The sequence below is a fragment of the Moorena producens PAL-8-15-08-1 genome, from assembly GCF_001767235.1.
Taxonomy (GTDB): domain Bacteria; phylum Cyanobacteriota; class Cyanobacteriia; order Cyanobacteriales; family Coleofasciculaceae; genus Moorena; species Moorena producens_A.
In genome coordinates, this window is the sequence record NZ_CP017599.1 from 4,522,668 (window position 1) to 4,548,243 (window position 25,576).

Sequence of the window (25,576 nt, forward strand, 5' to 3'; positions counted from 1 at the left end):
AAACAGATGAAAGGGGATTTTACTCGTTGGACATTTGATCCAAGCAACCGTTACAGCAGCGTTCGCCTACAGCAAGGTCGGGTATTGTTAGATGCGGACTGGAACGAACAGCTAGATATAATTGCTTACAGAGAGCAGATCGCGAACAAGGAGATTATCGGACTCAATGGAGTGCCAGATCGGAATAGTTTTAAGGTTGAGTTTGATAATGCCCAACAAATTATTAAGCTGGCTGAAGGACGATGTTATGTGGAAGGTATCCTGTGTGAAACTCTACAGGATGGCTATCAGCGTGAGATAACAGACGTCCCGGGTATATTAGCAGCAGAAGGGGCAGCAACTGCCAATCCAGGGGACTTCCTAGTTTATTTAGAGGTATGGCAGCATCACATTACAGCCATAGAAGACCAAGACCTGCTAGAGCCAGCCCTGGGGGGACCCGATACGACCACTCGCACCGAGACTTACTGGCAGCTAAAGGCACAAGAATTGACCGAGAAGGAACAATGGCGGCACGAGTGGAAAACCTTACTGAGTGAGAACCAGCAGAAAGGGAAACTTAAGGTAAAGAGTGGAACAGCGTTGCCCAACGATCTTTACAGGGTAGAAATACACCAAGTTGCGGACAATGTAGAGGATACTACGTTTAAGTGGGCGAGAAACAATGCTTCCATGGCCGCAAAAGTGACAAAAATTGAAACCCATAAGGTTACAGTTTTAAAAAATAATCAAATCCAATTTCCAGAAGAACAGGGGAAAGAGTGGTGGATAGAAATTACAGACGAAGATCGTGTAAAAACAGGTGAACCAGGGTTCTTTTTAAAAGTAGATCATGTAGGAGAAAGTAATGATGGACTGATACTAACTATAAATCAAGATACTTGGAATCAGGAAGAAATAGATCAGTTAAACCCTGACGAAAAAATCACAACTGTACGGATTTGGGAAGCAAATGCAAGAGAGATAAAATTCCTCTCTGAGGAAGAAGATAGCCAAGATTTTATAGAACTGGAAAAAGGGCTACAAGTCAAGTTTGTCCATACAGGAAATGAAAAATACAGGACCGGAGATTATTGGTTAATCCCAACCCGCTCTCAACAAGAAGTTGTGTGGCCAGCAGACGACAAAGAACCAGACGGGATTGTATATCACTACTGTCCATTGGCGATTGTCAATTACAATGATAATCCCACTCCTCCCACTCTTCACTGGACAGTGCTCCAGGATTGCCGGGAAATTTTCCCAGCCCTGACGGAGATGGCGCGGGAAACGGGATTATATAACGGGGTTGTACCAAAAGGAAGGAAGTTATCAATTGGGGTACATAGCTACAATGATGCCCGCCGTGATCAAGAAACAGAACCATTCCATACTGATGACCAGCTCGAGATTCAAGGTGGAAAGCAACTCACTTTGAATGTGGGCTATTGGAAGGATGAACTGGAAGAAAAAGCACCAGATCCCGTCGATCAGGCCATCAGCTTCAGCATCTGTGAAGAAGAGGTGATGCGCCTTACCAAAGACAATCTGAGTATTATTGGTAATAAAGACCTGATTGTAGAAGGGACAAGTTGGCTCAAGGGTGTGGTCGCCATTGGAACAGAACCTCCCGACGAAACAATTGGGCTACTGGTAAATCCAGACTTGACTAATGACGATACTAATAATGAACTCATCGGTCAGAAGTTGGCACCGAAGTTGACAGCTTATGCTGATAACAACACTCTCACAGCTTTGGATATTGATCCCACATTTAATAATAATGGTAAGACCAATGTTTCACACTATGGGTTGAAAGTTCAAAACGGCGAAGTATTAATTGGTCACGAGCAACAAGACCTATCAAACAAACAGGATTTATGCACAGGGGTATATTTCCGACCGGAAGTGACAGCGACAAAGCATAAACAGAAGTTAGCGGCCTTATATATAAACCCAAACTTTAATGAGAACGGTCAAAGTCCGGTGTACAAGTTTGGGTTGATGATAGAAAAAGGTAAAGTTGGCATTGGCCGTGAAACTCGAACACGAGATGAAGAAGACGACCAACACCGGATCGGGGTAGACCTGCGACCGGAAGTGGATGCCAGGGACTCGAACGACAAGCTAGTCGGATTGTACATTAAGCCTGATTTTAAGGATACATGTAGTTGCGGAATAACAGAAGCAGCCCAGTATGGGTTGATAGTAGAAGAGGGGCGTGTCGCCTTTGGACCCAAGTTAACTGTTAACGGAAACCAAGAGTATTTAGTAGATATTGGAAAAGATCCAGAGCATCCTGATGATCTTACAAAAGCACGCTTGAAAGTGGCGGGAGATCTGGAGGTTTACGGTAAGGTAACCTACCATGCAGAGAAAGGAGAACCAGGTAATGTGGAACTGGGTCAGCAAAATCAAGATAAGTTACTGATCCATGGAAAACTGGAAACCCAGCATACCTCTGGGAAGCTAAAGGTTATTAGCCCCTTAGAAGTCCAGCTAGAAGAAGGTGATACCCAAGATTTCCTGTCCCTGTTTGCTGCAAACGACAGTGCCTTGGTTAATGGCAGGATAGTCTGGAAAAAGGGCATAGTAACACAGGAGGGGATAGACGAGGAAGCCGAAGATGAGGAAGACACAAAATACAAAGAAGAAGCTCAAGAAGCAGCAGCTATTTATTCTGTAGTAGAAGGAAACGGTTCAAGTACTTCATCAGGGGAGTTAAGATTTAGCACAGGTCAGGACGGGACGTTAGCGGATCGGGTGGTCATTAAACCAGATGGTAATGTAGGCATCGGTACTGATGACCCAGAAACAAATCAGCTGAAAGTTACGGGAACTACTGACTTACATAATTTGGTTGTAAATCATAAGTTACAAGTAAATGAAGATGCCGAGACCGATGTATATTCACTGAACATCACAGGTGATAGTAGTAGAACTGAACCAACTTTGCTAATTGCCAAGGGAAATGTATGTATTGGGGCGGATGTAATACCCCAGTCAAACGTTGTAAATGGTAAGAATGTAAAGTTGTATGTAAAAGGGGAAGCAAACCAATTAGTCAGTTTTGATACAAACTTGAGCGTTCTTGGTTCTACAGATCTAGAAACGCTGACGGTAACACCAGAACTAGTTGCTACACAAAATAACGAAATCCTGACAGCGGCAAGAATTGAGCCAAGTTTCAACAATCCAGATTCTTACTCAAATGTAAAGAACCGGGGACTACATGTAACCAAAGGTGATGTAGTCCTCGACGATGGCAATCTAGAAGTAGAATCGGGAAAGTTAGTGATCGGGACACCCATAGCCTCAACATCGGATAAGTTGAGAGTGAAAGGGGGTTCTACCCTCTTAGAAGGTGATCTGCAAATCCGTCAAGATGCTTCTATTGCCCTCAAGGTAAATCAAGCAACTCAAGAAGTCGGCATCGGGGGTGACTCCCAAACAAATTATAAGTTAGCCGTTGCCGGTGCTACTAAATTAACAGGCAAGCTAGAAGTAGCACCAAGTTTGATTGGTACTAGTAATGCCACCGAAATCACACCAACTTTGACAAGTTCAGCAAATAATGACGTCCTAGCAGCGCTGAGAATTAATCCAACCTTCACCGTTAATGGGAGTCATACAGGTGTTAATACGTTGGGACTGGTTGTCGAGCAAGGGGATGTGGTTGTTAATAGTGGCAAGGTGGCGATCGGGTCCGCGACGGTAGATCCAGACCACGCATTATCTGTAACAGGTGGTTCGACAATCGACATCCTGACAGTGACAGGTGAAAGTACCCTCACCAGTACTTTGTCAGTACTGGAAGATGTGGAGATCGCAGGGAACACGAACTTAGATGGTGCTCTAACAGTAGATGGAAGTGTTGGTATTGGCACAACAGCTCCGCAAGCAAAGCTGCAAGTAAGCGGTGGAGCGATAATGCCTGCTGCTGGGAACACACAGGAATCTGGTATATTATTTCCAAAAAATCCTGGAGGCGGTGGAGCCGATGCAGCATGGATACGATACTACGCCAGAGAGGGTGAGGATAGTGCTGAAAACACTACCTTTGAAATTGGAACCTCTAATGACTCTAACGATCATATTGTTTTGAACACTAGCGGTGCTGTCGGGATTGGGAAAGTGCCAGGAGAGGGAGGACAATCTCCTGTAACTAACCTCAAACTAGACGTTAATGGCCAAATACAAGCTCATAATTTGGCGTTATCAAGCGATGCAACGTTAAAAGAAAATGTTAAGCCCCTAAAAAACGGGCTTAAAAAGATCCTAGGTTTGCGGGGCGTGAGCTACCAATGGAAAGATGAGCAAAAAGCTACCCAAGAAACACAAATTGGACTGGTAGCCCAAGAGGTAGAAGAGGTGTTCCCAGAACTAGTAAGCACTGACTCCCAGGGGATGAAGTCTCTGAGTTATTCTAAGCTTATTGCCCCTCTGATCGAAGCTATTAAGGAGCAAAACAAGAAAATTTTGGAACTGGCCAAGCAAGTTAAACAGCAGCAAACTAAAATCACACAGTTGCAGGCTCTCAATAAGGAGTAATTACATCATTCCCAGATTAGCCCCCTAGACCAGATGGTGCGTTACGGGACGGATTTTCCTAGCTGATTCTGAGTATTATGCCCCCCTAGCCCCCCAACTTTGGGGGGAACAAGACTCTCAAAGTCCCCCGCCCCCCTAGCCCCCCAACTTTGGGGGGAACAAGACTCTCAAAGTCCCCCGCCCCCCTAGCCCCCCAACTTTGGGGGGAACAAAACTCTCAAAGTCCCCCGCCCCCCTAGCCCCCCAACTTTGGGGGGAACAAGACTCTCAAAGTCCCCCAAATTTGGGGGATTTAGGGGGCTTGACCAAAACCAAACGTTAGTAGGTACAAACCAACCATGAAAGAGAAATTAGAACAGCGTCTCCAATCCCTTAAAACCGAATTTGATGCAGGTCAAAAACTCCTGGCTGAGTATGAAACCAAGCAAATGAATCTGCGAGAAACCTTACTGCGTATTAGCGGTGCTATTCAGGTTATTGAGGAAGAGTTGAGGCAGTTCACAGAAGCGGAAAATGAAGCGGAAAATAACGGTCAGCCAGTGGAAACGGAGGCAGGGGTTGTTGACAGTTGACCGGATGTATAGCAATTTTCATAGGTCGGCAAGAGGCAAGAGGCAAGAGGCAAGAGGCAATAGGCAATAGGCAAGAGGCAAGAGGCAATAGGCAATAGGCAAGAGGCAATAGGCAAGAGACAAGAGGCAAGAGGCAATAGGCAATAGGCAATAGGCAATAGGCAATAGGGTTTTAAGGGATGCGGCCTCAAATCCAACTGTACCTCATGAGTCCTAGAAACGTTAACTCAAGAGCAATTAATCACAATAAGAACAAAAAAGGAGTATAAACAATGCCAGTAACACCAACCTATCCTGGAGTTTATGTAGAAGAAATTCCTTCGGGGGTACGGACGATAACAGGTGTAGCCACTTCAATTACAGCCTTTATCGGTCGGGCCTTCCGGGGACCGACCGATGAGCCAATACTAATTAATAACTACGGAGAATATGAGCGCATATTTGGCGGATTGTGGAATGAGAGTACCATGGGTTTCGCGGTACGGGATTTCTACACAAACGGCGGGAGTCAGGCGGTAATTGTTCGACTGTTCAATCCTGGAGAAATGCAAGCTACAACCGACAACCAAGTGTTGGACACAGTAAGTGCAATTCAAAGTGCAGCTAACACGGATAAGACAGAAAAGAAAGAGGATGGCATTACAGAGGCAAAAAACCATTTAGATATTACACCTCCTCCAGCAGTAAGTGATCCTAACAATTGGCCAGAGCAAAGCACAGGGGAAGGAAAGATAGCCAAAGACTTTGCAATCGAGATGTATAACTCTAATGTCTGGGCAGCAGTAGATGACATTAAAAATGCAGGGAATGAAGCCCGTGGCATTACAGAGGCAAAACGCCATTTGGATAATAAAACTCCTCCACCAGGAGGCGAACCTAAAACTTGGCCATACCAAAATACAGAGCGAGGGCAGACAGCTAAAAAAATTGCCATCGAACTCCATAAATTACAGGACGTAATTCCAGTAGTAAACGATATTAAAGATACAGAAAACAAAGACGATGGTATTTTAGCGGCACAAACTAATTTAGATACTCAACCTGAGCAGCTAAGCAACGATCCTAACACTTGGCCAGACCAAACTACAGTGCCAGGAAAGATAGCCAAAGAGATTGGGATAAATATCTATAGTTTATCCGATGAATTAAACGTTGATCAGTACCAAGAAGAAGTCAATAAAATCATTGGTAATGTGCTCGAAAGCCATGGATTAATTAATATTGTTTCAGCAGAAGACTATTCAGGAAGAGTCGATATAATTGTTACCTCACTCAAGATTGACGTGTCAGATGAGAAGTATACAAAAGACATCGATCAAATAGTTGCTGACTTGCAGATCAGGCAGAAGGCACAATTATCAGTAGGAACAACTAATGAACTGTTCCTGGAAGCAGCAAACGAGGGGTCTTGGGGCAACGAATTGCGGGCTCGGGTTGACTATGAGGGACTAGAAGACGGCAGTGCATTGTTCAATCTATCGGTCAGGGATGGAGGGACGGGAGAAGTCGAAACGTTCCAGAATCTATCTGTTGACGAAAGCGAAACGCGATACATTAAGAAGGTACTGGAAAAAGATTCACAATTAGTACGGGTAATTGGGACATTGCCTAGTGCTAGACCAGAGCAGAATGCTAGCACATGGGAAGAGATAGAGGAGCAAATTGACCCAGAGTCCCGAGAAGAAGAAAAGAAGAAATTTAAGGCGGAAGGAGTGTGGTACGAACTGTGTTCAAATGGAGTGCAACCAATAGACCGTGCAGGAGATGGCGACCCCCTGGAAAGTAATAACTTTACTGAAGGAGAAGGGGACAAAACAGGAATTTATGCTCTGGAAAAGGCCGACCTGTTTAACTTGCTCTGCATCCCACCCTACAAACAGGAGGCTAATGGACTAGATGTTGAAACAGGGGTAATTGATCAAGCTATCACCTATTGCCACAAACGCCGGGCTATGATGATTATCGACTCTCCTAGCGGGTGGGATAGTAAGGGAAAGGCAAAAACAGGGATTAAGACAGACGTGGGGTCTACCAGTGAAAATGCAGCCGTCTTCTTCCCGCGCCTCGTGATGCCTAACCCTCTCAAAGAAAATCAAATAGAAGTATTTGCCGCCTGTGGGGCTGTGGCAGGAATCTTCGCCCGCACCGATGGGACCAGGGGTGTATGGAAGGCCCCAGCGGGTTTGGAGGCAGTCTTAAAAGGAGTGGCCGCCCTCAGCGTCCCCCTGACAGACCCCGAAAATGGAGAGTTGAACCCTCTGGGGATTAACTGCTTGCGGAATAGACCGCCAGCGGGTAAAATAGTATGGGGTTCGCGCACCCGAGTGGGAGACGACATGCTAGCCTCCGAATGGAAATACATTCCGGTACGGCGACTCGCATTGTACCTAGAAGAAACCTTGTATCGCAATACCAAGTGGGCCGTATTTGAACCGAACGACGAACCTCTGTGGTCTCAACTTCGATTAAGTATCGGCTCGTTTATGCAAAATCTCTTCAAGCAAGGGGCATTCCAAGGCAGCTCCCCCAAAGACGCTTACTTTGTCAAGTGTGACAAGGAAACCACAACCCAGTATGATATCGATCGGGGGATAGTTAATATCATGATCGGGTTTGCACCCTTGAAGCCAGCAGAATTTGTGATTCTGAAATTCCAGCAGATAGCTGGACAATCATAAATAAGCTTAGAAAATGTAAGCATATGCGCTACGCGCACGCTGCTTGAGGTGCAGTCAGCAGTCAGCAGTCAGCCTTGATCTGATAGCACCTCAAGTAGCGTGGCACAGGCTTCAAGGCTGGGACGTAGCGCATAGGCTGATAGCTGATAGCTGATAGCTGATAGCTGATAGCTGAATGCTTACTAGAAAATGGCTAATCGGTCGGTTGGGCACTGCCGACCAAAGAAAAAAATAACTAAGGGAAAAAGGAGAGAGAAATGCCAGTAACACCAACCTATCCTGGGGTCTATATCGAAGAAATTCCATCAGGAGTGCGCACGATAACAGGCGTAGCCACTTCAATCACAGCCTTTATCGGTAGGGCATTACGGGGACCGACCGATGAGCCAATACTAATTAATAACTACGGAGAATACGAGCGCATATTTGGCGGATTGTGGAATCACAGTACCATGAGTTTCGCGGTGCGAGATTTCTACACTAATGGCGGCAGTCAGGCGGTGATTGTCCGACTCCACAAGAATGGAACAGAAGCAACTTTGAAGGCAGGTAAAACAGGTGAAAATCAAATTAGTTTAAAAGCTGCAAACGTGGGAGTATGGGGAAACAAGCTGCGGGCGCGGGTTGATAGGACTTTTCCCTCAAGCATTACGGATGAGGGCACACACGAAACCGATAAATTGTTCAATCTCTATATAAGAGACGGAGAGACAGAGGAAGTAGAAACATTCCTCAATGTTTCGGCGAAGTACGGTCACCCTCGACAAGTAGATAAGGTACTAGAAAATAGTTCAAACCTAGTGCTTTACGATGGAACAGTTACAGCAGATCTACCTATTCCAACGCCAAATGATCAAGATTTGGACGAAGAGGATTTGAAAAAAGATTTGTGGAGCGATACTCGCTCAAATAAGGTAGAATCAGGCGATGAAGGCTCAGATGGAGATGCGATCACACAAGAAGAATTCACTGGTACAGGAAAGGAAGGAGACAAAGAGGGACTTTATGCCCTAGAGAATACGGACTTGTTTAACTTGCTGTGCATCCCACCCTTCGTACCAGGTGGGGATATAACTTCAAGTCTAATTGACGACGCTTTGGGATATTGCCTGAAGCGCCGCGCCATGATGATTATCGACTCTCCTAGTAGTTGGACGAGTAAGGATGATGCGAAAACAGGGATTGATCAATCAAGTCAAGTCGGGTCAGTCAGTACCAATGGAGCCATCTTCTTCCCGCGCCTGATCATGCCAAACCCCCTTAAGGACAATCAAATCGAAATATTTGCCGCTTGCGGGGCTATAGCAGGAGTATTTGCCCGCACGGATGCAAGCCGGGGAGTTTGGAAAGCACCAGCGGGTTTGGAAGCCGTCTTAAAAGGAGTTATAGGTCTGAGCGTCCCCCTGACGGATCCTGAAAATGGGGAGTTGAACCCTAAAGGGATTAACTGCTTGCGAGTGATGCCACCAGCGGGTCGAATCGTCTGGGGTTCCCGCACCAGGGTAGGAGACGATATGCTGGCTTCGGAATGGAAATACATCCCCGTGCGCCGACTAGCATTATACCTAGAAGAAACCTTGTATCGCAATACCCAATGGGCTGTATTTGAACCCAATGACGAACCCCTGTGGTCCCAACTGCGATTGAATATCGGCGCGTTTATGCAAAATCTCTTCAAGCAAGGAGCATTTCAAGGCAGTTCCCCCAAGGACGCTTACTTTGTCAAGTGTGACAAGGAAACAACGACTCAGTACGATATAGACCGGGGGATTGTCAACATCCTAATTGGATTTGCCCCCCTCAAGCCCGCAGAATTCGTAATACTCAAGTTCCAACAAATAGCAGGACAATCATAAAGAGGAAACCATGGCTCAATTTTCAGTAAATGCAGAACGATTTGACCCCTATAAAAACTTCAAATTTCGGGTCAAATGGGATGGGAACTACGTAGCAGGAGTTAGTAAAGTTGGTGCCTTAAGTCGGAGCACCGAAGTGATAGAACATCGCACAGGGGGAGACCCCAGCAGTTCCCGATTATCCCCAGGACAAACTAAGTACGAAGCAATTACATTAGAACGGGGGGTAACCCACGACCCAGCCTTTGAACAATGGGCTAATAAGGTCTGGAACTACGGTTCCGGTTTGGGATCGGAAGTGTCCTTGAAGGACTTCCGCAAGGATATCATTATCGAGGTGATGAACGAAGCCGGACAGGTAGCGATCGCTTATAAAGTATATCGCTGCTGGGTATCGGAATTCCAAGCATTACCAGAGTTGGATGCAAGCGGCAACGAAATCGCAATCCAGAGCATTCAACTGCAAAATGAAGGATGGGAACGTGACTATGACGTGACGGAACCGACAGAACCCAGTTTCACTGAACCGGCATAGATATAGCGCTACGCGCGAGGGCAAGAGGCAAGAGGCAAGAGGCAAAAGTTGACGTGCATTAGCTTTTGCTGCTTTTATCAATGTCAAACACCTTAATGCGTAGTCCTATAAAAGGAAGGCTGATGGGCAAAAAGAATCGGATTAAAAAATTAGTAGACCTCTGGCAAAAATAAATATGAAATCAAAATCTATCCCTTTTATCTTTTGCCTTTTGCCTTTTGCCTTTTGCCTTATAATCACCAAGGTTGATGAGACTTATAAAAGAGGTCTAGTGTAGTCCAATGCGACCACTAACAGCAAATGAGCTAATACGTTGTTGGGAAATAGGACAGAGTCAACATCCCCTGGACAGGGCGTTGACTCTTTTGAGTTTTGCTTGTCCGGAAAAGCCGAGGGCAACCCTGGCTACTATGAGTATCGGACAGCGGGACGCTTATTTATTAACCCTACGAGAAATCACCTTCGGGGAGCAAATGAATAGTTGGGTAAACTGTCCCGAATGTAGCGAACGGTTAGAGTTTACCATGAAAACATCCCAGATGCGCTTGGTAGAACTGCGGGAACCAGAAGCAGAACAGTATATAATCAACGTCGGGGAGTGGGAGTTGCACTATAGATTGCCGAATAGCTGGGACTTGGCTGGAATAGTGGGAAGCAAAGATGATGAGAAAGCGGCCAGACAGCTGAGGCAAAACTGTTTGGTGGGAGCAAGCCGATGGGGACAAAAGTGGGGGTATAATGACCTGCCAGAGGACGTGATCGAAAAAATGGTAGAGGCAATAGCAGCAGCAGACCCCCAAATAGAAATACTATTAGATCTAGATTGTCCAGCTTGCAGTCACAATTGGCAGGTAATGTTAGATATAGTTTGGTTTATTTGGAAAGAAATCAGTGCCAAAGCCCAGAGGATTCTCGAGGAAGTACACCTGTTAGCCCGATTTTATGGATGGCGAGAGGCGGATATCTTATCTATGAGTACGCTCCGACGACAATATTATTTAAGTTTAGTGGGCTAATGGCAGATTTATTTACCAGACTGGCAAGACGGACCTTGGGGTTAATGCCCGTAGTGCAACCCCGAATAGCTTCGCGGTTTGCTCCAGAAGAGGCGATGGCCAGTGAAAATGCCAATCTAGAAATACCTAGCCTGTTTGAGGGTGATCCGAGTTTAAGGTCACAAGAAAAAGAGAAAAGGAACAGAGAAAAAAACGCGATCGCACCAACAAATAATCCAATAACAAATGAGCCCATCACTACTGACCTTCAGTTAGAGAGAATGGAGGAAATTCAAGAGTTGGTAGGTAGAGAAAAGATTGGGGAGAGAAGCAGAGGGATAGAGTTAGAAAAAATACAAAGGGTAGAGAGTAACTCTGGAGATATAGGGGGAGATATAACAGAAAATAAAGAGTCACTTGGGGAAAGGGTAACGAAGGAAGTGCGAGAGCTAGAAACAAGAAGAGAATTAAAAGAAATTTCCAGAGAAAGTCCGGATGCGATCGCTTCCCAAGAGGGAGAATATAAACGGTCTGCGAAGCCTTTAAAACCAAAAGAGTTAGGGAAGAACAAGGAGAGCGATTTTCCAACAGAAGAAGTCTTAAAGTCCAGTCGAGAAACCAGGGAAATTGATCAAAAAGTAAGCTCGTTAGAGGGGGTAATTAGAGGAAATGAATCCGACTATAGAGAGTTAGAAAGCCCTGAAAGAAGTAAAGGGTTAAACAACAGGAAAAAAAACGCGATCGCACCAGGGGAAGACCTTACTCCACGGGACGTGGTATCAAGAAACGTGAACCCACCAGCAGTGGAGAGAGTTAGAGAGTTAGAAAGTCAAGCTCCTAACACTAGAGAAGTCAAACAGTTGGGGAGAAATGAGCAGAACGATTCCCCAATAAAAGACGTTTTAACGTCGGTTCGAGAAACTAGAGAGGTCGGGCAAAACCCTAGCTCGGGAGACGGAAAAAGTGGAGGAAATGAGGTAGATTCTAGAGAGTCAAAAAAATCTGTAAATCCAGATCGACCATCGGGCAAGACACCGCCAAGGACATTCACAGCCAAGCTATTCTCAAGAAACCAAGAAAAGTCAACGGAGTCAGTCAGGGAGACCGCCCCCTCCCAACCCGTTACTGAGGGGAAAGTGGACTCAAGGACGGTGAAGTCCCTAGAACTTGAGAAAGGAATAGACTTAGAAAGTCCTTTGAAGTCAAGGGGAGTCAAGGAGCCAGACTCCAAGGAATTATCGACACAAAGCAGGAATATACCACAGCCGAGAAAAGCGATCGCTTCCAAGACGAGAGGGAAAGTACAGTCGGAAAATCAGCTAACCGCACCAGGGTTTTCCAACCAAGAATCAGAAACTAGTCTGCCCCTCTTGGAACAAGAAAACCCAAGAGCCTTAAAGGAAATAGAGGATGGGGTAAAATTATCATCCAGACGAGAAGACCAGTTGAGTCAGTTGGCACCAGAAACTGCGATCGCGCGAGTAGAAAAAGGGGGAGAAACGGGAAAAACAGAAACAGACAGACCTGTAAAATTAGAAGACAATCTAATCGGGAACAATCCCTTACAATTATTAGAGTCAAAGCTAGCAGAAGAACGGAAAGCATCCATAGCCTCGACACCCACTATTCAGGTTACCATAGGTAAGATAGAAGTCCGAGGAACTAAACCAGCGGTGAAACCTGTTCAGCAATCCCGTAGGATGCAGTCAACCGTTTCAAGTCCAAGGCTTTCCCTAGATGAATATCTTAAGCACCGCAATGGAAACAACATATGAGTAACTCGCAGGCGATTGCTGGGGTGACGATAATGCTAGAGTTCCTAATTAAGGAAGGAGCACTCCAAGAATTAGGCAGTGGAACTCTAGAAATAGTCACAACAAAACCTCTAGATGAAGCCAGGAAAGAAGGACAGGAAAAAAATCAGATTAACATCTTTCTTTACCAAACTAATCCCAATAGTGCCTGGCGCAATTTAGATATGCCGAATAAGGTCAAACCAGGAGAAACAGGTAAACCCCCATTGGCATTAAATCTATATTATTTGATTACAGCTTACGGAAAAGATAACGAAGATACCGAAAGCCAAACTTTGCTGGGGGTAGCCATGCGTGTCTTGCACGACCATCCCTTAATCCGAACCTACGATATTGACAGGGCAATTGCCAAAAAACCGGGATTCATAGACCAGGGATTATTAGACGAATCAAAAAAAAAGCTGCTTGAGGATAGTAATCTGGCAAATCAGATCGAACGAATTAGCGTAACACCTAATAACCTATCCATAGAAGAGATATCGAAACTATGGGGGACATTTCAAACCCAATATCGCATTTCCGCTGCTTATAAAATCTCTGTGGTATTGATAGAAAGCCAGATTCCAGTCAAAACCCCACTGCCAGTATTGAGTCGCGGTGCTGACGACCGGGGTCCCGATTCTCAGACAGGTACGATACCGCCCTTACCTAGTCTCACAGCCATCAAACTACCGCAGAATGAAAGTTACTTTACAGTAGGGAAGGATTTGATTCTTGAGGGGTATAACCTGGAAAACAGCGAGGAAGTCCACTGCGGACATCCCCATCTAGAAAATCCGATTGTACTGACAAACCTAAAAGATGTTTCGGCCACTCAGATCAGGGTAACCCTTGACGGGAGAATGCAGTGGCTAGCTGGATTTTACACTGTCACAGTACAAGTCCAGGAGAGCGATCGCACTCGGATAACGAACTCCATGACTTTTCCCTTAGTCCCAGAGGTAACAGCAATTACTTACCCGGATCGAGGGAATCGGTTAACCTTAACCTGCAACCCAGCGGTGAAAGAAGGACAAGAGGTTGCTTTGTTACTCGGAGATCTAGCTATTCCTTACCAATTTCCAACACCACAAAGCCAAGACCCGATATTAGAAAAAAATCTGACGTTCAATGTCAGTAATGTCACTCCAGGAACCTATGTCGTGCGTTTGCGGGTAGATGGCGTAGATAGCATCCCCATCGACTTCACAAAACAGCCACCTGAGTTTAAAGAAGACCAGAAGGTAACGATACAGGAATCCTGAATTTAACAAGAAACAATAAAATCCTATAGGTAATGAATAATATAGAAGAATTCCAAAAAAACAACAATTATTACCTGAAAGCAGCCATGGCTTGGTTGGTACTCCTTTTGGAGCAGAAAGCTCAAAGAGAAGGGACAACTGCGGCTGAGCTAGCGGCAGCAGAAAAGACGATGATAGCAGCAGAGAGAGTCGAACCTGCGCCAGCCTTGGTAAGACTCAAACAGCAACTGAAGTTATCCCAGTTTGAAGCAAACCTCTTGCTGCTGTGCGTCGCCATGGAATTGAACCAAAACATTCCGCAGTTATATGGTTTAATTCAGGGGAACAACCGCAACTATCCGACCTTTTACCTCGCCTTTATGATTTTCGAGGCTCCGGCTTGGGATATCGTTTCTCCTGAAAGACCCCTGCGCTATTGGCAACTCATTGAAATTCTTCAATCTGGGGTCGATCCCTCGATTACCAGTCCGCTACGTGCCGATGAAAAAATTATCAATTATATCAAGGGGTTAAACTACTTAGACGATCGCCTAGCCAAGCTGGTCTTGCCATGGAAAAGACCGGAAAACAGCAACACCCAACCGGAAAACAGTCTGCCACCTTCTCACCAAAAAGCAGTACAAGGAATAATTAATCAGCTCCAGCATAACACAGATGCTCCCCAGCCAAAGGGGATCCAACTGTTGGGAGCGGATACAGCTAGCAAGCAACTGGTAGCCTGGCAAGTTTGCCAGTGTTTGAGCCTGGAACTCTATCGCTTGCCAATCGCCTTACTACCAACCGATAGTCATATCTTAGAAACCATAGCTCGCTTGTGGGAGCGGGAAAGTTTACTGGAGCAGGTGGCACTTTATTTAGATGTGCAGTCTTGCGAAGACTATATCACTCAGGGGCAAATGGCAGCATTCTATCGTTTTTTGGCACGGGGGAATGGCTTCTTTTTTATCGACATCTACGACAAAACCTCAGCTTTAGAAGGGGAAAGCTTGAGCTGGGATATTACCAAACCGACATCGGGAGAACAAATACAAGCCTGGCAGAAGGCTTTAGGAACTGTAAGTCGCGACTTAGTCATGCCCCTGGTAGGGCAATTTAACTTAAATATTGCCGAAATTGAGAAAGTTGTCCGCAAAGTGTTGTCCCCCGATCTCCAACCTGTAGAGTATACGAAACAGGTAAAGGTAGAGCACGAGGTGGTTGCACCAACAGTCCCTGATTTAAATTTGATAGACTCGACGAGTGCTAATCTCGGACGCGATCGCTTCGAGTTAATCGGCATCCCCAATACGATAACAGAGAAAGTAACCGAAACACAGAAAGTAACCGAAGTCCAGGATATTGAACAGGTTTCGCCACCACCCCAGGAAGATAATTTCCTGTTCAAGCAACTGTGGGATGGTTGTCTGGAAATAACCTGTCCCAAATTAGAGACTCTCGCACAGCGCATAGATGTGAAAGCGGGTTGGCAGGATATTGTCTTACCAAAAGATGAGACAAATCTATTACGTCAAATTGCCAACCAAGTGCGACAGCGAGGTAAAGTCTATCAAGAGTGGGGTTTTCACCAGCGGATGAATAGAGGCAAGGGGATAAGTGCCTTATTTGCTGGAGAAAGCGGTACGGGGAAAACAATGGCTGCAGAAGTGATTGCTAAGGCTCTGGGCTTGCATCTGTATCGGATCGACTTGGCTACGGTGGTGAGTAAGTATATAGGAGAAACAGAGAAGAATTTGCGTCGTCTGTTCGATGCAGCGGAAGATGGCGGGGCTATTCTGTTTTTTGATGAAGCTGATGCCTTGTTTGGCAAGCGTTCGGAAGTCAAAGACGCCCACGACCGGTATGCCAATATCGAAATTAACTATTTACTACAGCGTCTGGAGGCTTATCGCGGTTTGGCCATTCTAGCAACCAATAAGAAAAATTCCATAGATGGAGCTTTCCTTCGGCGTTTACGATTTATTGTTAATTTTCCTTTTCCTGGGGTGGATCAACGTGCCAAAATATGGCAGAAATCCTTCCCGAAAGAAACCCCAAGAGAGATGCTGGACTGGGAGCGGTTAAGTCGCTTTAATTTTACAGGAGGGAATATACACAGTATAGCATTGAATGCAGCATTTATGGCAGCAGAAGAAGGTAAATCGGTGACAATGGATGTTGTCATGCGAGCAGCGCGGATGGAGTTCAAAAAACTGGACAAGTTAATAAATGAGGCTGATTTTCGGGAGTTCTCAATCCTGGGTGACTTGAGATGACATTTGTTAAAAATGAGCGTAAATCTGAGAATCAATGAGATAGTAATCGGGGAAGGGATTGACTTACCCCGCAGTATGCGTCGGGTATTGCAAGCTGCTGTCGAAACTGAATTAGCCCGCCTGTTAGCAGAGAAGGGCTTGCCCCATAGTCTAGAACAAGATTCTAGAATACCGGGTATGCAAGTGGACCTGGAATTAAAGGGGAAAACAAGTCCCGATCACCTAGGAAAGATGGTGGCTCAATCCATTTACGAACAATTAACTAAATAATATCCAGTTCTTTATAGGTAGAAAGGAAAGGAAATGACTCGTGAATATGATGTTCGCAGAAGCAGCAAGTCACCCCAGAAGAACTCCGACAACTGGATACTGCAACGGAGTGCGGTGCGTCAGCTACCCGCTAAGACTTTGACATCCCAAACAGAAACTGTAGCGGGCGATCGCTCAGGCATTCAACTGGACTTGATGCAAATACCAGTCCACAACCAAGATCCGCTAGTGGTGCAGCCAAAGCTGATGGCAGCTTCAGTGGGAAATCATAACTCGGTCTGTCAACTAAAAGAACACCAGCAGAACGTAGCGGATGTTGGAGACACCCCAGTCCAGCAGGTAGCTGAGGTTGAAGCCCCAAACAATACTGGTCTGCCTGATCGCCTCAAAATAGGCATTGAAAACCTTTCTGGCTACTCGATGAATGATGTGAGAGTCCATCGTAGTTCGGCTAAGCCTGCCCGGTTGCAGGCAACTGCATATGCACAAGGGACTGAAATTCATGTGGGGCCGGGGCAAGAAAAGCACCTCCCACACGAAGCATGGCATGTGGTTCAACAAAAGCAAGGGCGAGTAAAAGCAACTCAGCAGTTTAAAGGAGTTGCTATTAATGATAATGCAGCTTTAGAACGAGAGGCTGACCAAATGGGTAAAACTGCCTTGCAATACGACTATCGAAATTATGGGTTTCGGGACAACCAGGACATTAATGTATCCAGTCAAACTGGTTATAGCAAGGTTGCACAATTACAGGGAGGACATGAAAAAATAGAAGAAATAAGGAGTCGTGTCTCACCGTGGGCGACATCACAGCCCGATTGCTTAAAAGTATCCAAACAATTATGGAATAACTTGAAGCTTAGCCCTATAGAGGGTCAAACAGAGCTAAAACTTGCTAAATATGTTTGGTGGCGGGGAAAGGGGAATGATAACGAAGGACGAATGATAACAACAGATGGCAAGCGAGAGATACTTACGGGTCAGAGTCATGTCGCTGTAAAAGCTACGATAGATAGCAGCACTTATATTATCGATGTAACTATCGGACAGTTTATGAAGCCAAAAGAAGCGGAAGTTTTTGTAGGAACGGTAGAACAGTGGGAGAAAAGGTTGATGGATCTGACTGATGGGAGGCAAGACACGATAGAGCGCAACGCAGTTATTGCCGAAGGATTCGAGTGCTTTGCCAAACCTGATAAACCGCTAGATGAGGCGCGGTACGTCGATGAACTAACAGCCTATAAGTTAAACCAAGTTCCCGAACAGAAGAAGTATGGTGACAAAAAGAGCAGCAAAACAGGATGGCTTAAATCTAAGCTTCCATTCTTTAAGAAGTCCTGAAGACTAAGAGAGAGACTATTTTATATTTTAATAGTGCGTCTTCCCTTTAACATAAAGTATCCGGACACTAATGGAACAGTCGTTTTTTTGTTCCCTAAAGGAAGTAGCACCCGATAGCCAAGCCAAGCAGTTGCTTTCAAAAATATAGGTAGAATACCGGAAAGGAAAATACTATCAATGACTCATCAATATGCTCGGAAAAACAACCAGTCTCCCCAGAAGGATACCGACAACTGGATACTACAACGGAGTGCGGTGCGTGAGCTACCCGCTAAGACTTTGACACCTCAAACAGAAAGCCCAGCAGGCGATCGCTCAGGCATTATCAAGGGAGGAGAACCTGTATGGACGCCCTAAAAATTTACTAGGACGAACAGATTTATTCAGCAAACCCTAAATAGAGTATTCCTGTAGCCAGTGAAGCAAATCATCGCTACTCTGAAAATCCCACATGGCCTCTGCTAAATTATCTATTTCCTGGGAATTCAACCCAACGATAGCTGCTCTTTGTTGTGAGGCTATTTCTGGGAAACGGCGCTCCAACTGTCCTAATAGTAAGCTTCTTTTCCCTTCTTCCCTACCTCGAATTTCTGCCTGTTCAATCTGTTCGATTTGCCATTGCGCCTCAAATTCTTGGGTACTCAAGATACTGGCTTCGTAACTTTTGTTATCCATATAACGCTTGTATGCCGCTCTTTCTTGGTCTGAGAGATTATTGACTCTTAAGGTTTCCTTGGCTTCCACCATGCCTTTGGCTTCAAATTCCTCCTTGATCTCGCTGTTTTTGAGAAAATAGATCCATTCGTCTAGGTGGTTTTTCGCTGTCCCCTTAAAGTTCTTTACTTTCAGCAGGTAGTATTCTGGAAAGATATCTGCTACTTTTTGTATAGTATATTTTCTTTCTTGAGCTAGGGTAGGTTCCAGGATATCTCCTTGATTCACTCCCATGAACTCCGAGCGCAAACGATATATATAGTCATCTCCTTTACCGAGGTTAAAGTAGATGATATTCACTGAGTAGATTTTCCGAATTTTACCGTACTCTTCTCCTTGTTCAAGATATTCGGTGACTAGCTGGGAAACTCCGTAGAGCATCCGATGAAAATAATCGAGTTGGGAGTTGTTTTGCACTTCGATTAGGACTAACTCGGAGTTTTCGGTTTCCGCCAGAATATCGACACGGTTGCTTTTATCTTCCTCTGTCTGTTGATTTCCGACCCTTTCGAGAAGGGTTTGGATTTTGATCTGTGTATGTAATAACTCGCTTAAAAACCCTTCCAAGACTACATAATTGGCTTTATTGCGCAGTAGTCTTTTTATGGCCCAATCAAAGCGTATATGTCTGGTAGCCATGGTTGGTGTGCTGGTATGACTACATATATTTTAGCTTGGGTAATAGGTAATGGATAATAGGTAATGGGTAATGGGTAATGGGTAATGGGTAATGGGTAATGGGTAATGGGTAATGGGTAATAGGGGGAGCATGTCCAGGATGAATATTTGTACATTAGACCTCTTGGAAAAGTAATATTGCTGATAGTGTTCTTGATGCAGTCGCTCATGGGGAGGGGCTGTGTGCGGAACCTGCGTCCGCACCTTGTAAGCCCCGTGGAAACCCCCAAGACCGTAATGGTGCTTTTTCCGTTGGCGAATTAAATTCGCCACGGGTCGCACCTCTGCATCGCTTTGCGTCAATTCTTGTCCACTATTCCCAGATCCGCTGTTCCCTGTTCCCGACAACTGCCACGAAGTCTATTATCTATAGCCCCCGGGTTTAAGCTTGCGCTCATGGGACATAGTAGAAATGTTCTGCAACGCAAGACCTGCTCCCTCGTAGCCTCATCCCATAAAATATTGGGCAACAGTTATACGGTCACCTGGGCGATCGCTTTATACTACCCAGCAACCTTTCCATTGTCCAAGGGCAATCGTTCTCAACCAACAAAGAACTATTGATGAAGTGACCGTGCGATCGCTACTCTTGTGGGTGGGATAGAGAAAAGGAAAATGGAAAAAAATGACTCGTCAATATGATGTTCGTAGAAGCAGCGAGTTTCCCCAGAAGAACTCCGATAACTGGATATTGCAACGGAGTGCAGTGCGTGAGCTACCCCCTAAACCTTTGACACCTCAAACAGAAACTGGAGTTAGCGTACGCTCAGGCATTACAATGGACTTGATGGAAATACCAGTCCACAACCAAGATCCGCTAGTGGTGCAGCCAAAGCTGATGGCAGGTTCAGTGGGAAATCATAACTGGGTCTGTCAACTAAAAGAACACCAGCAGAACCTAGCGGATGTTGGAGACACCCCAGTGCAGGAGGTAGCTGAGGTTGAAGCCCCAAACAATACTGGCCTGCCCAATGGTCTCAAAGCTGGTGTAGAAAACCTTTCAGGCATGTTAATGGATGATGTACGGGTTCACTACAATTCATCAAAACCAGCCCAGTTGAATGCCTTGGCCTATACTCAGGGTACAGATATCCATGTCGGACCAGGACAGGAAAGGCATTTGCCCCATGAAGCGTGGCATGTAGTACAGCAGAAACAAGGGCGAGTGCAACCAACGATGCAGTTCCAGGGGATGGCAGTGAATGATAATTCAGCACTGGAACGGGAGGCAGATATCAGGGGAAAACAAGCAAGCTTATTCAATTTAAACAAGGGACAAAAAAAAGCTCCAGAATTGGCTGAGGCAGAATCTAATATTACACAAAGAAAGCAGCCCCTTGTCGAAACAATTCCCCATAAGAGCCAAGATGAACGAGTCAAGCACAAATCAACAGGAAATGCAGGGAAGTTACCAGCACAGACGAACCGAACAATTCAAAGGACTAAGATTGATTCGAGAAAGCGAGGTTCGACTGCTGTAATTTCCGGACCATCTAATAAAAAAGGGAAGCTGGCATTTAATGACCAACGGGCGATCCAGACAACAATGGATTTTGGACCGCTAGATAAATATGAAGGTGGAACCTCGGCCCATGGCGTGGTCGATCCCAACGACAACCTGAAAGGATCTAGTCCATCGGTAGCCCCTAAATGGTGGCCGAAGCCAGGTACGGAACCCTATTGGACAAAGCATATAGTACGAGGACATCTGCTTAATGAAAAAGTTGGAGGTCCCGGAAATGATTTGCGGAATTTAACCCCATTGGGTAAAACGGCTAATCACGACCATGAAAAACAAATCGAGCAACACCTGAAAAATGATGTCAAAGCAAATGAGTATGTTGAATACCAAGTATAGCAAGGGAAGTATAGTTTAGGACATAGTCTTTTGGTTGAAAGGGACTTCGGAGCAGGGAGCAGGGAGCAGAAGATGTCTTAAGCTTTACTTCGACTGCTATAAATGTGAGCTCGAAAAAAGCAGCAAAGAGTGATTTTCCCAATATGCCAGCACACTTGCAGAAGGCGCATTTACCCGCTTTCGCTGACCATATCGAAGTGACAATGGCAAACTTCCATCCAACTCAAAATAAACATATCAACAAAATCGGACCAATTAAAATCAAAAATAAAGAGTAGGGAATCACAGAATTGAAAGATCCATTGTCGGAGTGCGGACGCGAACAACCAACAAAGAACTATTTGTGATAAACCGTGCGATCGCTACTATTATTATTTATTAGGAAGAACTCAGAAAAGGAAAATCGAAAAAATGACTCGTCAATATGCTCGGAAAACCAACCAGTCCCCCCAGAAGGACACCGACAACTGGATATTGCAACGGAGTGCGGTGCGTGAGCTACCAGCAAAAACTGTGACACCTCAAACAGAAACTGCAGCGGGCGATCGCTCAGGTATTCAACTGGACTTGATGCAGATACCTGTGAGTAATTACTCTGCTGAACCTTCCCCATTGCAGGCATTAGGGAAAGTGCCCACCAGAGGTTCACAGGAAACAGAATCCCAGAGGTGGCAAGGGAAACTACCACAACATGCAGTAGGAAAGGAAAATCTCGTGAATTCGCCAAAGCTGCATGGTAATGGGCAGGTGCAACCCCTCGGGGCTAAGGGAATGCCAGTAGCCCAACGAGAAGGAGGACTGAGTGAACTCGAAACCCCAGTCCAGCGCCAGGAGGAAGGAAAGAAAACTGAAAACAATACAGGGTTGCCCGATCGCCTCAAAGCAGGAATAGAAAGTATGTCTGGCTATGACCTCTCAGGGGTGCGCGTTAACTACAACTCCCCCAAACCCGCCCAACTCAATGCCCATGCTTACACCCAAGGGCAAGCGATCGAAGTTGGGCCGGGACAGGAGCGGCATTTGCCCCATGAGGCATGGCATGTGGTGCAGCAAATGCAGGGTCGGGTGAAAGCGACTATGGAAGTGAATGGTTATGGGGTGAATGGCGATCGGGGATTGGAGCGTGAGGCAGATATGATGGGACAGCGAGCTTTGCAGATGCAACGAGATGACAGAAGATCAAAAAAGGACGTCTCGCCAGCGGCGGATGCGGTAGGAGCGGATGTATGCGCTGTGAAGAGGGGAAATACAAATCCAACCCGTTATAATGATCGAGAATTCACTGAGGAAAAGGTCATCCAAGGCACCTTGAGGAGAGGGAAAAAGGTCGTGTCGCCGCAGGGGGAGAAGGTAATGCAGAAATCGGAAGGAGGGACGGGAGGAAGAACATCAAAGGAAGGGATGGCTAAATCAAGACCTGGAGACAAAAAGGAAATTTACAGCCAACCATATAGCAAGCAGGCCAGCCCAGAAATAACAAAAGGGACGGGAACAATCCAACCCCAAAAACCCATAGTAACACAGCTGATGGGAGCTGTACTTGGGAAGGAAAAAGGACCGCAGAGGGAAGCGACCTGTACGTTGAACGGGTGTGGTTACGATCAGAATCTCGATAGATCGGAAGCGAGTGTAGAAGCAAAAGCGACGGGGTTGCGCCCTGAGGATCAAGTGCATTATGAAATAGCTTGGGATGCACCAGTCGCACCAGTGGGACATGGAGCACTACAAGTTCAAGAGGGGGTAGCCAGCAACTTTGTGGAGGATCTCAGCCAAACGGGGGTGCGAGCAGGCGATGTCAAGGAGCGATATACAACGGACAAAGAGGGTTATAGGGAGTTCAATTTCACGGATGGTATACAATGGCCGGGGAATCTGACGGGAGGGTCTTGGAGATTTCGGTTGCGAGTAGTAGATAATAAAAATAAACAGGTAGCAATATCAGAGGTGGCGGTAGTAAATTGGGACGAAAAACAAATATTTTCCTAAGACCCCTGTAAGTTCAAGAGAGAAAAAACTGTGATCTAAAAAAAATTCCGGGCGAAGATCCAAACTCGAGCTTTGGAGCAAAAACCCAAAAATCAAAAAGAGAAACGGAAAAGAAAAGAGCCCCCGAAGTTTGGAGGAAATGGCAAAGTGCTCGTGTTTTCGGTAGTGTAGAACAAAGAGGTAACCCGAACCGACCCTGCTCGCTAGTCACGGAAAGGTGCTTTATATCAAGTTCGGATAATTAGTTATAATTAAGCTTCCCTTCCTCTGAAAAAACATTGCATTGCCACTCGCTATGCCAAAAACCGTCACTGTTGAATCCCATTTGAGTTCGGAGGAACTCTACTCTCATTACCGGGCAATCACCTCCTCGGTGGAACGGAGTCACTATCAAATCATCTGGCTACTTGCCGATGGGAAAACTCCAGCAACAGTTGCTCAAGTTACTGGTTATAGCCGAATTTGGAAAAACCCAACTTCTGCGACGTTATAACCAGCACGGACCAAATGCTTTGGGGGATCAACGACAGTCAAATCCGGGTTCGCCAACTCAAATAAATTATCTACAACTTGCACAACTGTGCCAAGTCTTAACCGGACCGGCTCCTGATGGAGGGTTATGGAACGGTCGAAAGGTAGCTGATTGCTTAAGTCAATTGACAGGAGTTCGGATTAGCCGTTATCGAGGATGGGAGTATCTTCGGGACATGGGTTATCGCGCTATAGTCCAATGACCCCAACATCAGGAAACTTCCAAACTCCCGCCAACAGCAGTGGAAAAAAAATGACCTTTAGAGCTGGCATATCTTCATGTCTTATACCCGATCGCAGATATTGAGGTGTGGGGAATGGACGAACATCGTTTGGGGCTACTGCCAGTGATGCGTCGAGTCTGGACACAAGATGGTGACCAACCGATTGCCCAGGTTAAACATCAAAAGAGCGTGGTTGTGGGTCTATGCTTTTGTTCACCCGGAGTCGGGAGAAACCTATTGGTGGCTTTTGCCATTTGTGAATACACAACTGTTCAACCCTTGTATTAGCAGATTTTGCCCGAGAATTTCAATGGGGCGTGCAATTTACGAGTGTTACTAGTAGTAGACCAAGCGGGATGGCACATCGCTAAAGATGTGGTGTTACCTGTTGGCATTCATCTGTTTGAGCTACCGTCACATTCGACTCAGTTGCAACCGGCGGAACGGTTGTGGCCGCTGGAAACGCGAGATTGTGGCCAATCATTCCCCCAAAAATATCAACTCCGAACGAGGAAAAATTGGTCTATCGTTGTCAGCAATTGCTGGGTCAGCAAGACGCTTATTGGGGGGCTGACTTGCTTTAAGTGGTGGCCGAAAACCCGCGAAATCTAATTATAAGTAATCATCCGAACTTGATATTACTCGGAGCTGTTGACACAAGCATGCTCGCTGCTCATGGTCGGGTGCGATCACGACAGCGAGACGCACCACCCAAACCCTCAAAAGCAGAACGATCGCGAACCCCAACAACCGTCTGCAAACCTGATCGCACCCAACGCCCCCAAAAAGAGAGGTAAGACAGAATGTGCCCAACAAACGCACCGTGCTCATAAAGCCACCTGACCTTATCCAGCATGCGTTCCACGGTTTTCCTCGCCCCTCTCTAAATAAAACTTACCATTATTTTGGCGTTGCTGATTCTGGGTATGGTTTTGCCCCCCTAGCCCCCCAATTTTGGCAGGGCTGTTTCATTCCCTCAGAAAGCCCATATACTAAGAGAATGTGGTAAGATAATTAAAAAAATGAGCTATTCTTTGATTGAAAGACTCGGTGAAGTCAGGGATTTTCGTACAACTGACGGAAGACGACATCCATTGTGGGTGGTACTACTAATAGTGATCATGGGAACCATGAGTGGATACTTGGGTTACCGTGCCCTGGGAGATTTCGCACAACGTCACCGAGAAGATTTAATCGAAGCCTTAAAAATACCAAAAGGGCGTGTGCCATCTTACTCCACCATACGTCGTGTCATGATGGGTATAGATTTTGATAACTTTGCCAAGGTCTTTCAAAGTTGGGCATCCATCGTATATCCAAATCAGTCCTAAACAAAGGCTCACGCATTGATGGCAAAAGTATTAGAGGCACAGTGAGAAATAGCAACACGAAATATCATAATTTTATTTGCGTGGTCTCGGTGTTCACTCATGATCAGGGTTTAGTATTAACTCAAAATCAGTTCGAGAACAAACATGGCAGTGAAATCAGTACAGTT

At 45.7% G+C, this 25,576-nt stretch carries 20 protein-coding genes and 1 pseudogene; 18 read left to right on the forward strand and 3 right to left on the reverse strand.

The features are described 5' to 3' along the window. Positions 1-6: 6 nt before the first annotated feature. Both BJP34_RS16780 and BJP34_RS16785 read left to right on the forward strand, forming a co-directional pair. Entirely contained in the window at positions 7-4,530 is a 4,524-nt protein-coding gene (locus BJP34_RS16780; RefSeq protein ID WP_070393331.1) for a DUF6519 domain-containing protein, read from the forward strand. A 338-nt stretch (positions 4,531-4,868) separates the two neighbouring features. Continuing rightward, entirely contained in the window at positions 4,869-5,102 is a 234-nt protein-coding gene (locus tag BJP34_RS16785; RefSeq protein WP_070393332.1) for a hypothetical protein, read from the forward strand. Positions 5,103-5,120: 18 nt separating this feature from the next. On the opposite strand, the gene BJP34_RS45630 is transcribed toward BJP34_RS16785, so the two are convergent. Beyond that, entirely contained in the window at positions 5,121-5,267 is a 147-nt protein-coding gene (locus BJP34_RS45630) for a hypothetical protein (RefSeq protein ID WP_168166513.1), read from the reverse strand. Positions 5,268-5,374: 107 nt separating this feature from the next. Here BJP34_RS45630 and BJP34_RS16790 point away from each other — a divergent pair, with 107 nt between their 5' ends. The 10 genes from BJP34_RS16790 (at position 5,375) to BJP34_RS16835 (ending at position 18,444) form a co-directional block, all read left to right on the forward strand. Then, positions 5,375-7,780, forward strand: a complete 2,406-nt coding sequence (locus BJP34_RS16790) for a phage tail sheath family protein (RefSeq protein WP_070393333.1) — start codon at positions 5,375-5,377, stop codon at positions 7,778-7,780. Positions 7,781-8,037: 257 nt separating this feature from the next. Beyond that, positions 8,038-9,636: a phage tail sheath family protein gene (locus tag BJP34_RS16795; RefSeq protein ID WP_070393334.1), complete on the forward strand. Its 1,599-nt coding sequence runs from the start codon at positions 8,038-8,040 to the stop codon at positions 9,634-9,636. A 10-nt stretch (positions 9,637-9,646) separates the two neighbouring features. Further along, on the forward strand, positions 9,647-10,171 hold the full coding sequence (locus tag BJP34_RS16800) for a phage tail protein (protein WP_070393335.1): 525 nt from the start codon (positions 9,647-9,649) through the stop codon (positions 10,169-10,171). Positions 10,172-10,527: 356 nt separating this feature from the next. Next, positions 10,528-11,187 (forward strand): phage baseplate protein, encoded by a 660-nt coding sequence (locus BJP34_RS16805; protein WP_229424408.1) that lies wholly within the window; start codon positions 10,528-10,530, stop codon positions 11,185-11,187. Continuing rightward, positions 11,187-12,941: a hypothetical protein gene (locus BJP34_RS16810; protein WP_070393337.1), complete on the forward strand. Its 1,755-nt coding sequence runs from the start codon at positions 11,187-11,189 to the stop codon at positions 12,939-12,941. The genes BJP34_RS16805 and BJP34_RS16810 overlap by 1 nt, the downstream gene beginning before the upstream one ends. Then, entirely contained in the window at positions 12,938-14,224 is a 1,287-nt protein-coding gene (locus BJP34_RS16815; protein ID WP_070393338.1) for a DUF4255 domain-containing protein, read from the forward strand. Before BJP34_RS16810 ends, BJP34_RS16815 begins: the two co-directional genes overlap by 4 nt. A 32-nt stretch (positions 14,225-14,256) precedes the next feature. Then, the gene (locus BJP34_RS37010; protein ID WP_229424409.1) at positions 14,257-16,476 is read left to right on the forward strand and encodes an ATP-binding protein; all 2,220 of its coding nucleotides are present in this window, start codon (positions 14,257-14,259) and stop codon (positions 16,474-16,476) included. Positions 16,477-16,488: 12 nt separating this feature from the next. Next, entirely contained in the window at positions 16,489-16,746 is a 258-nt protein-coding gene (locus tag BJP34_RS16825) for a hypothetical protein (protein ID WP_070393339.1), read from the forward strand. A 33-nt stretch (positions 16,747-16,779) separates the two neighbouring features. Beyond that, positions 16,780-18,087: a DUF4157 domain-containing protein gene (locus BJP34_RS16830; RefSeq protein ID WP_070393340.1), complete on the forward strand. Its 1,308-nt coding sequence runs from the start codon at positions 16,780-16,782 to the stop codon at positions 18,085-18,087. A gap of 177 nt (positions 18,088-18,264) precedes the next feature. Continuing rightward, positions 18,265-18,444 (forward strand): hypothetical protein, encoded by a 180-nt coding sequence (locus BJP34_RS16835; RefSeq protein WP_070393341.1) that lies wholly within the window; start codon positions 18,265-18,267, stop codon positions 18,442-18,444. Between the two features lie 36 nt (positions 18,445-18,480). On the opposite strand, the gene BJP34_RS16840 is transcribed toward BJP34_RS16835, so the two are convergent. Then, a complete protein-coding gene (locus BJP34_RS16840; RefSeq protein ID WP_070393342.1) occupies positions 18,481-19,440 on the reverse strand; it encodes an Rpn family recombination-promoting nuclease/putative transposase in 960 nt (319 codons plus the stop codon). 30 nt (positions 19,441-19,470) lie between these two features. Beyond that, positions 19,471-19,752: a hypothetical protein gene (locus tag BJP34_RS37015; protein WP_083305220.1), complete on the reverse strand. Its 282-nt coding sequence runs from the start codon at positions 19,750-19,752 to the stop codon at positions 19,471-19,473. A 123-nt stretch (positions 19,753-19,875) separates the two neighbouring features. Between BJP34_RS37015 and BJP34_RS43510 the strand changes: the two genes are divergently transcribed. From BJP34_RS43510 to BJP34_RS37025, 6 genes and pseudogenes are all read left to right on the forward strand, one after another. After that, a complete protein-coding gene (locus tag BJP34_RS43510) occupies positions 19,876-20,043 on the forward strand; it encodes a hypothetical protein (protein ID WP_158517261.1) in 168 nt (55 codons plus the stop codon). Between the two features lie 61 nt (positions 20,044-20,104). Beyond that, a complete protein-coding gene (locus BJP34_RS43515; RefSeq protein WP_070393343.1) occupies positions 20,105-21,337 on the forward strand; it encodes a DUF4157 domain-containing protein in 1,233 nt (410 codons plus the stop codon). Positions 21,338-21,748: 411 nt separating this feature from the next. Beyond that, the gene (locus BJP34_RS16850) at positions 21,749-23,323 is read left to right on the forward strand and encodes a DUF4157 domain-containing protein (protein ID WP_070393344.1); all 1,575 of its coding nucleotides are present in this window, start codon (positions 21,749-21,751) and stop codon (positions 23,321-23,323) included. Positions 23,324-23,618: 295 nt separating this feature from the next. After that, positions 23,619-24,662 (forward strand): annotated as a pseudogene (locus BJP34_RS37020) (IS630 family transposase). A 48-nt stretch (positions 24,663-24,710) separates the two neighbouring features. Beyond that, positions 24,711-24,875, forward strand: coding sequence for a hypothetical protein (locus BJP34_RS43520; protein ID WP_158517262.1), 165 nt, complete (start codon positions 24,711-24,713; stop codon positions 24,873-24,875). A gap of 225 nt (positions 24,876-25,100) precedes the next feature. Beyond that, positions 25,101-25,409 carry a transposase family protein gene (locus tag BJP34_RS37025; protein WP_083305221.1) on the forward strand — a complete coding sequence of 103 codons (309 nt, stop codon included), beginning with the start codon at positions 25,101-25,103 and terminating at the stop codon, positions 25,407-25,409. The last annotated feature ends 167 nt before the right edge of the window (positions 25,410-25,576 follow it).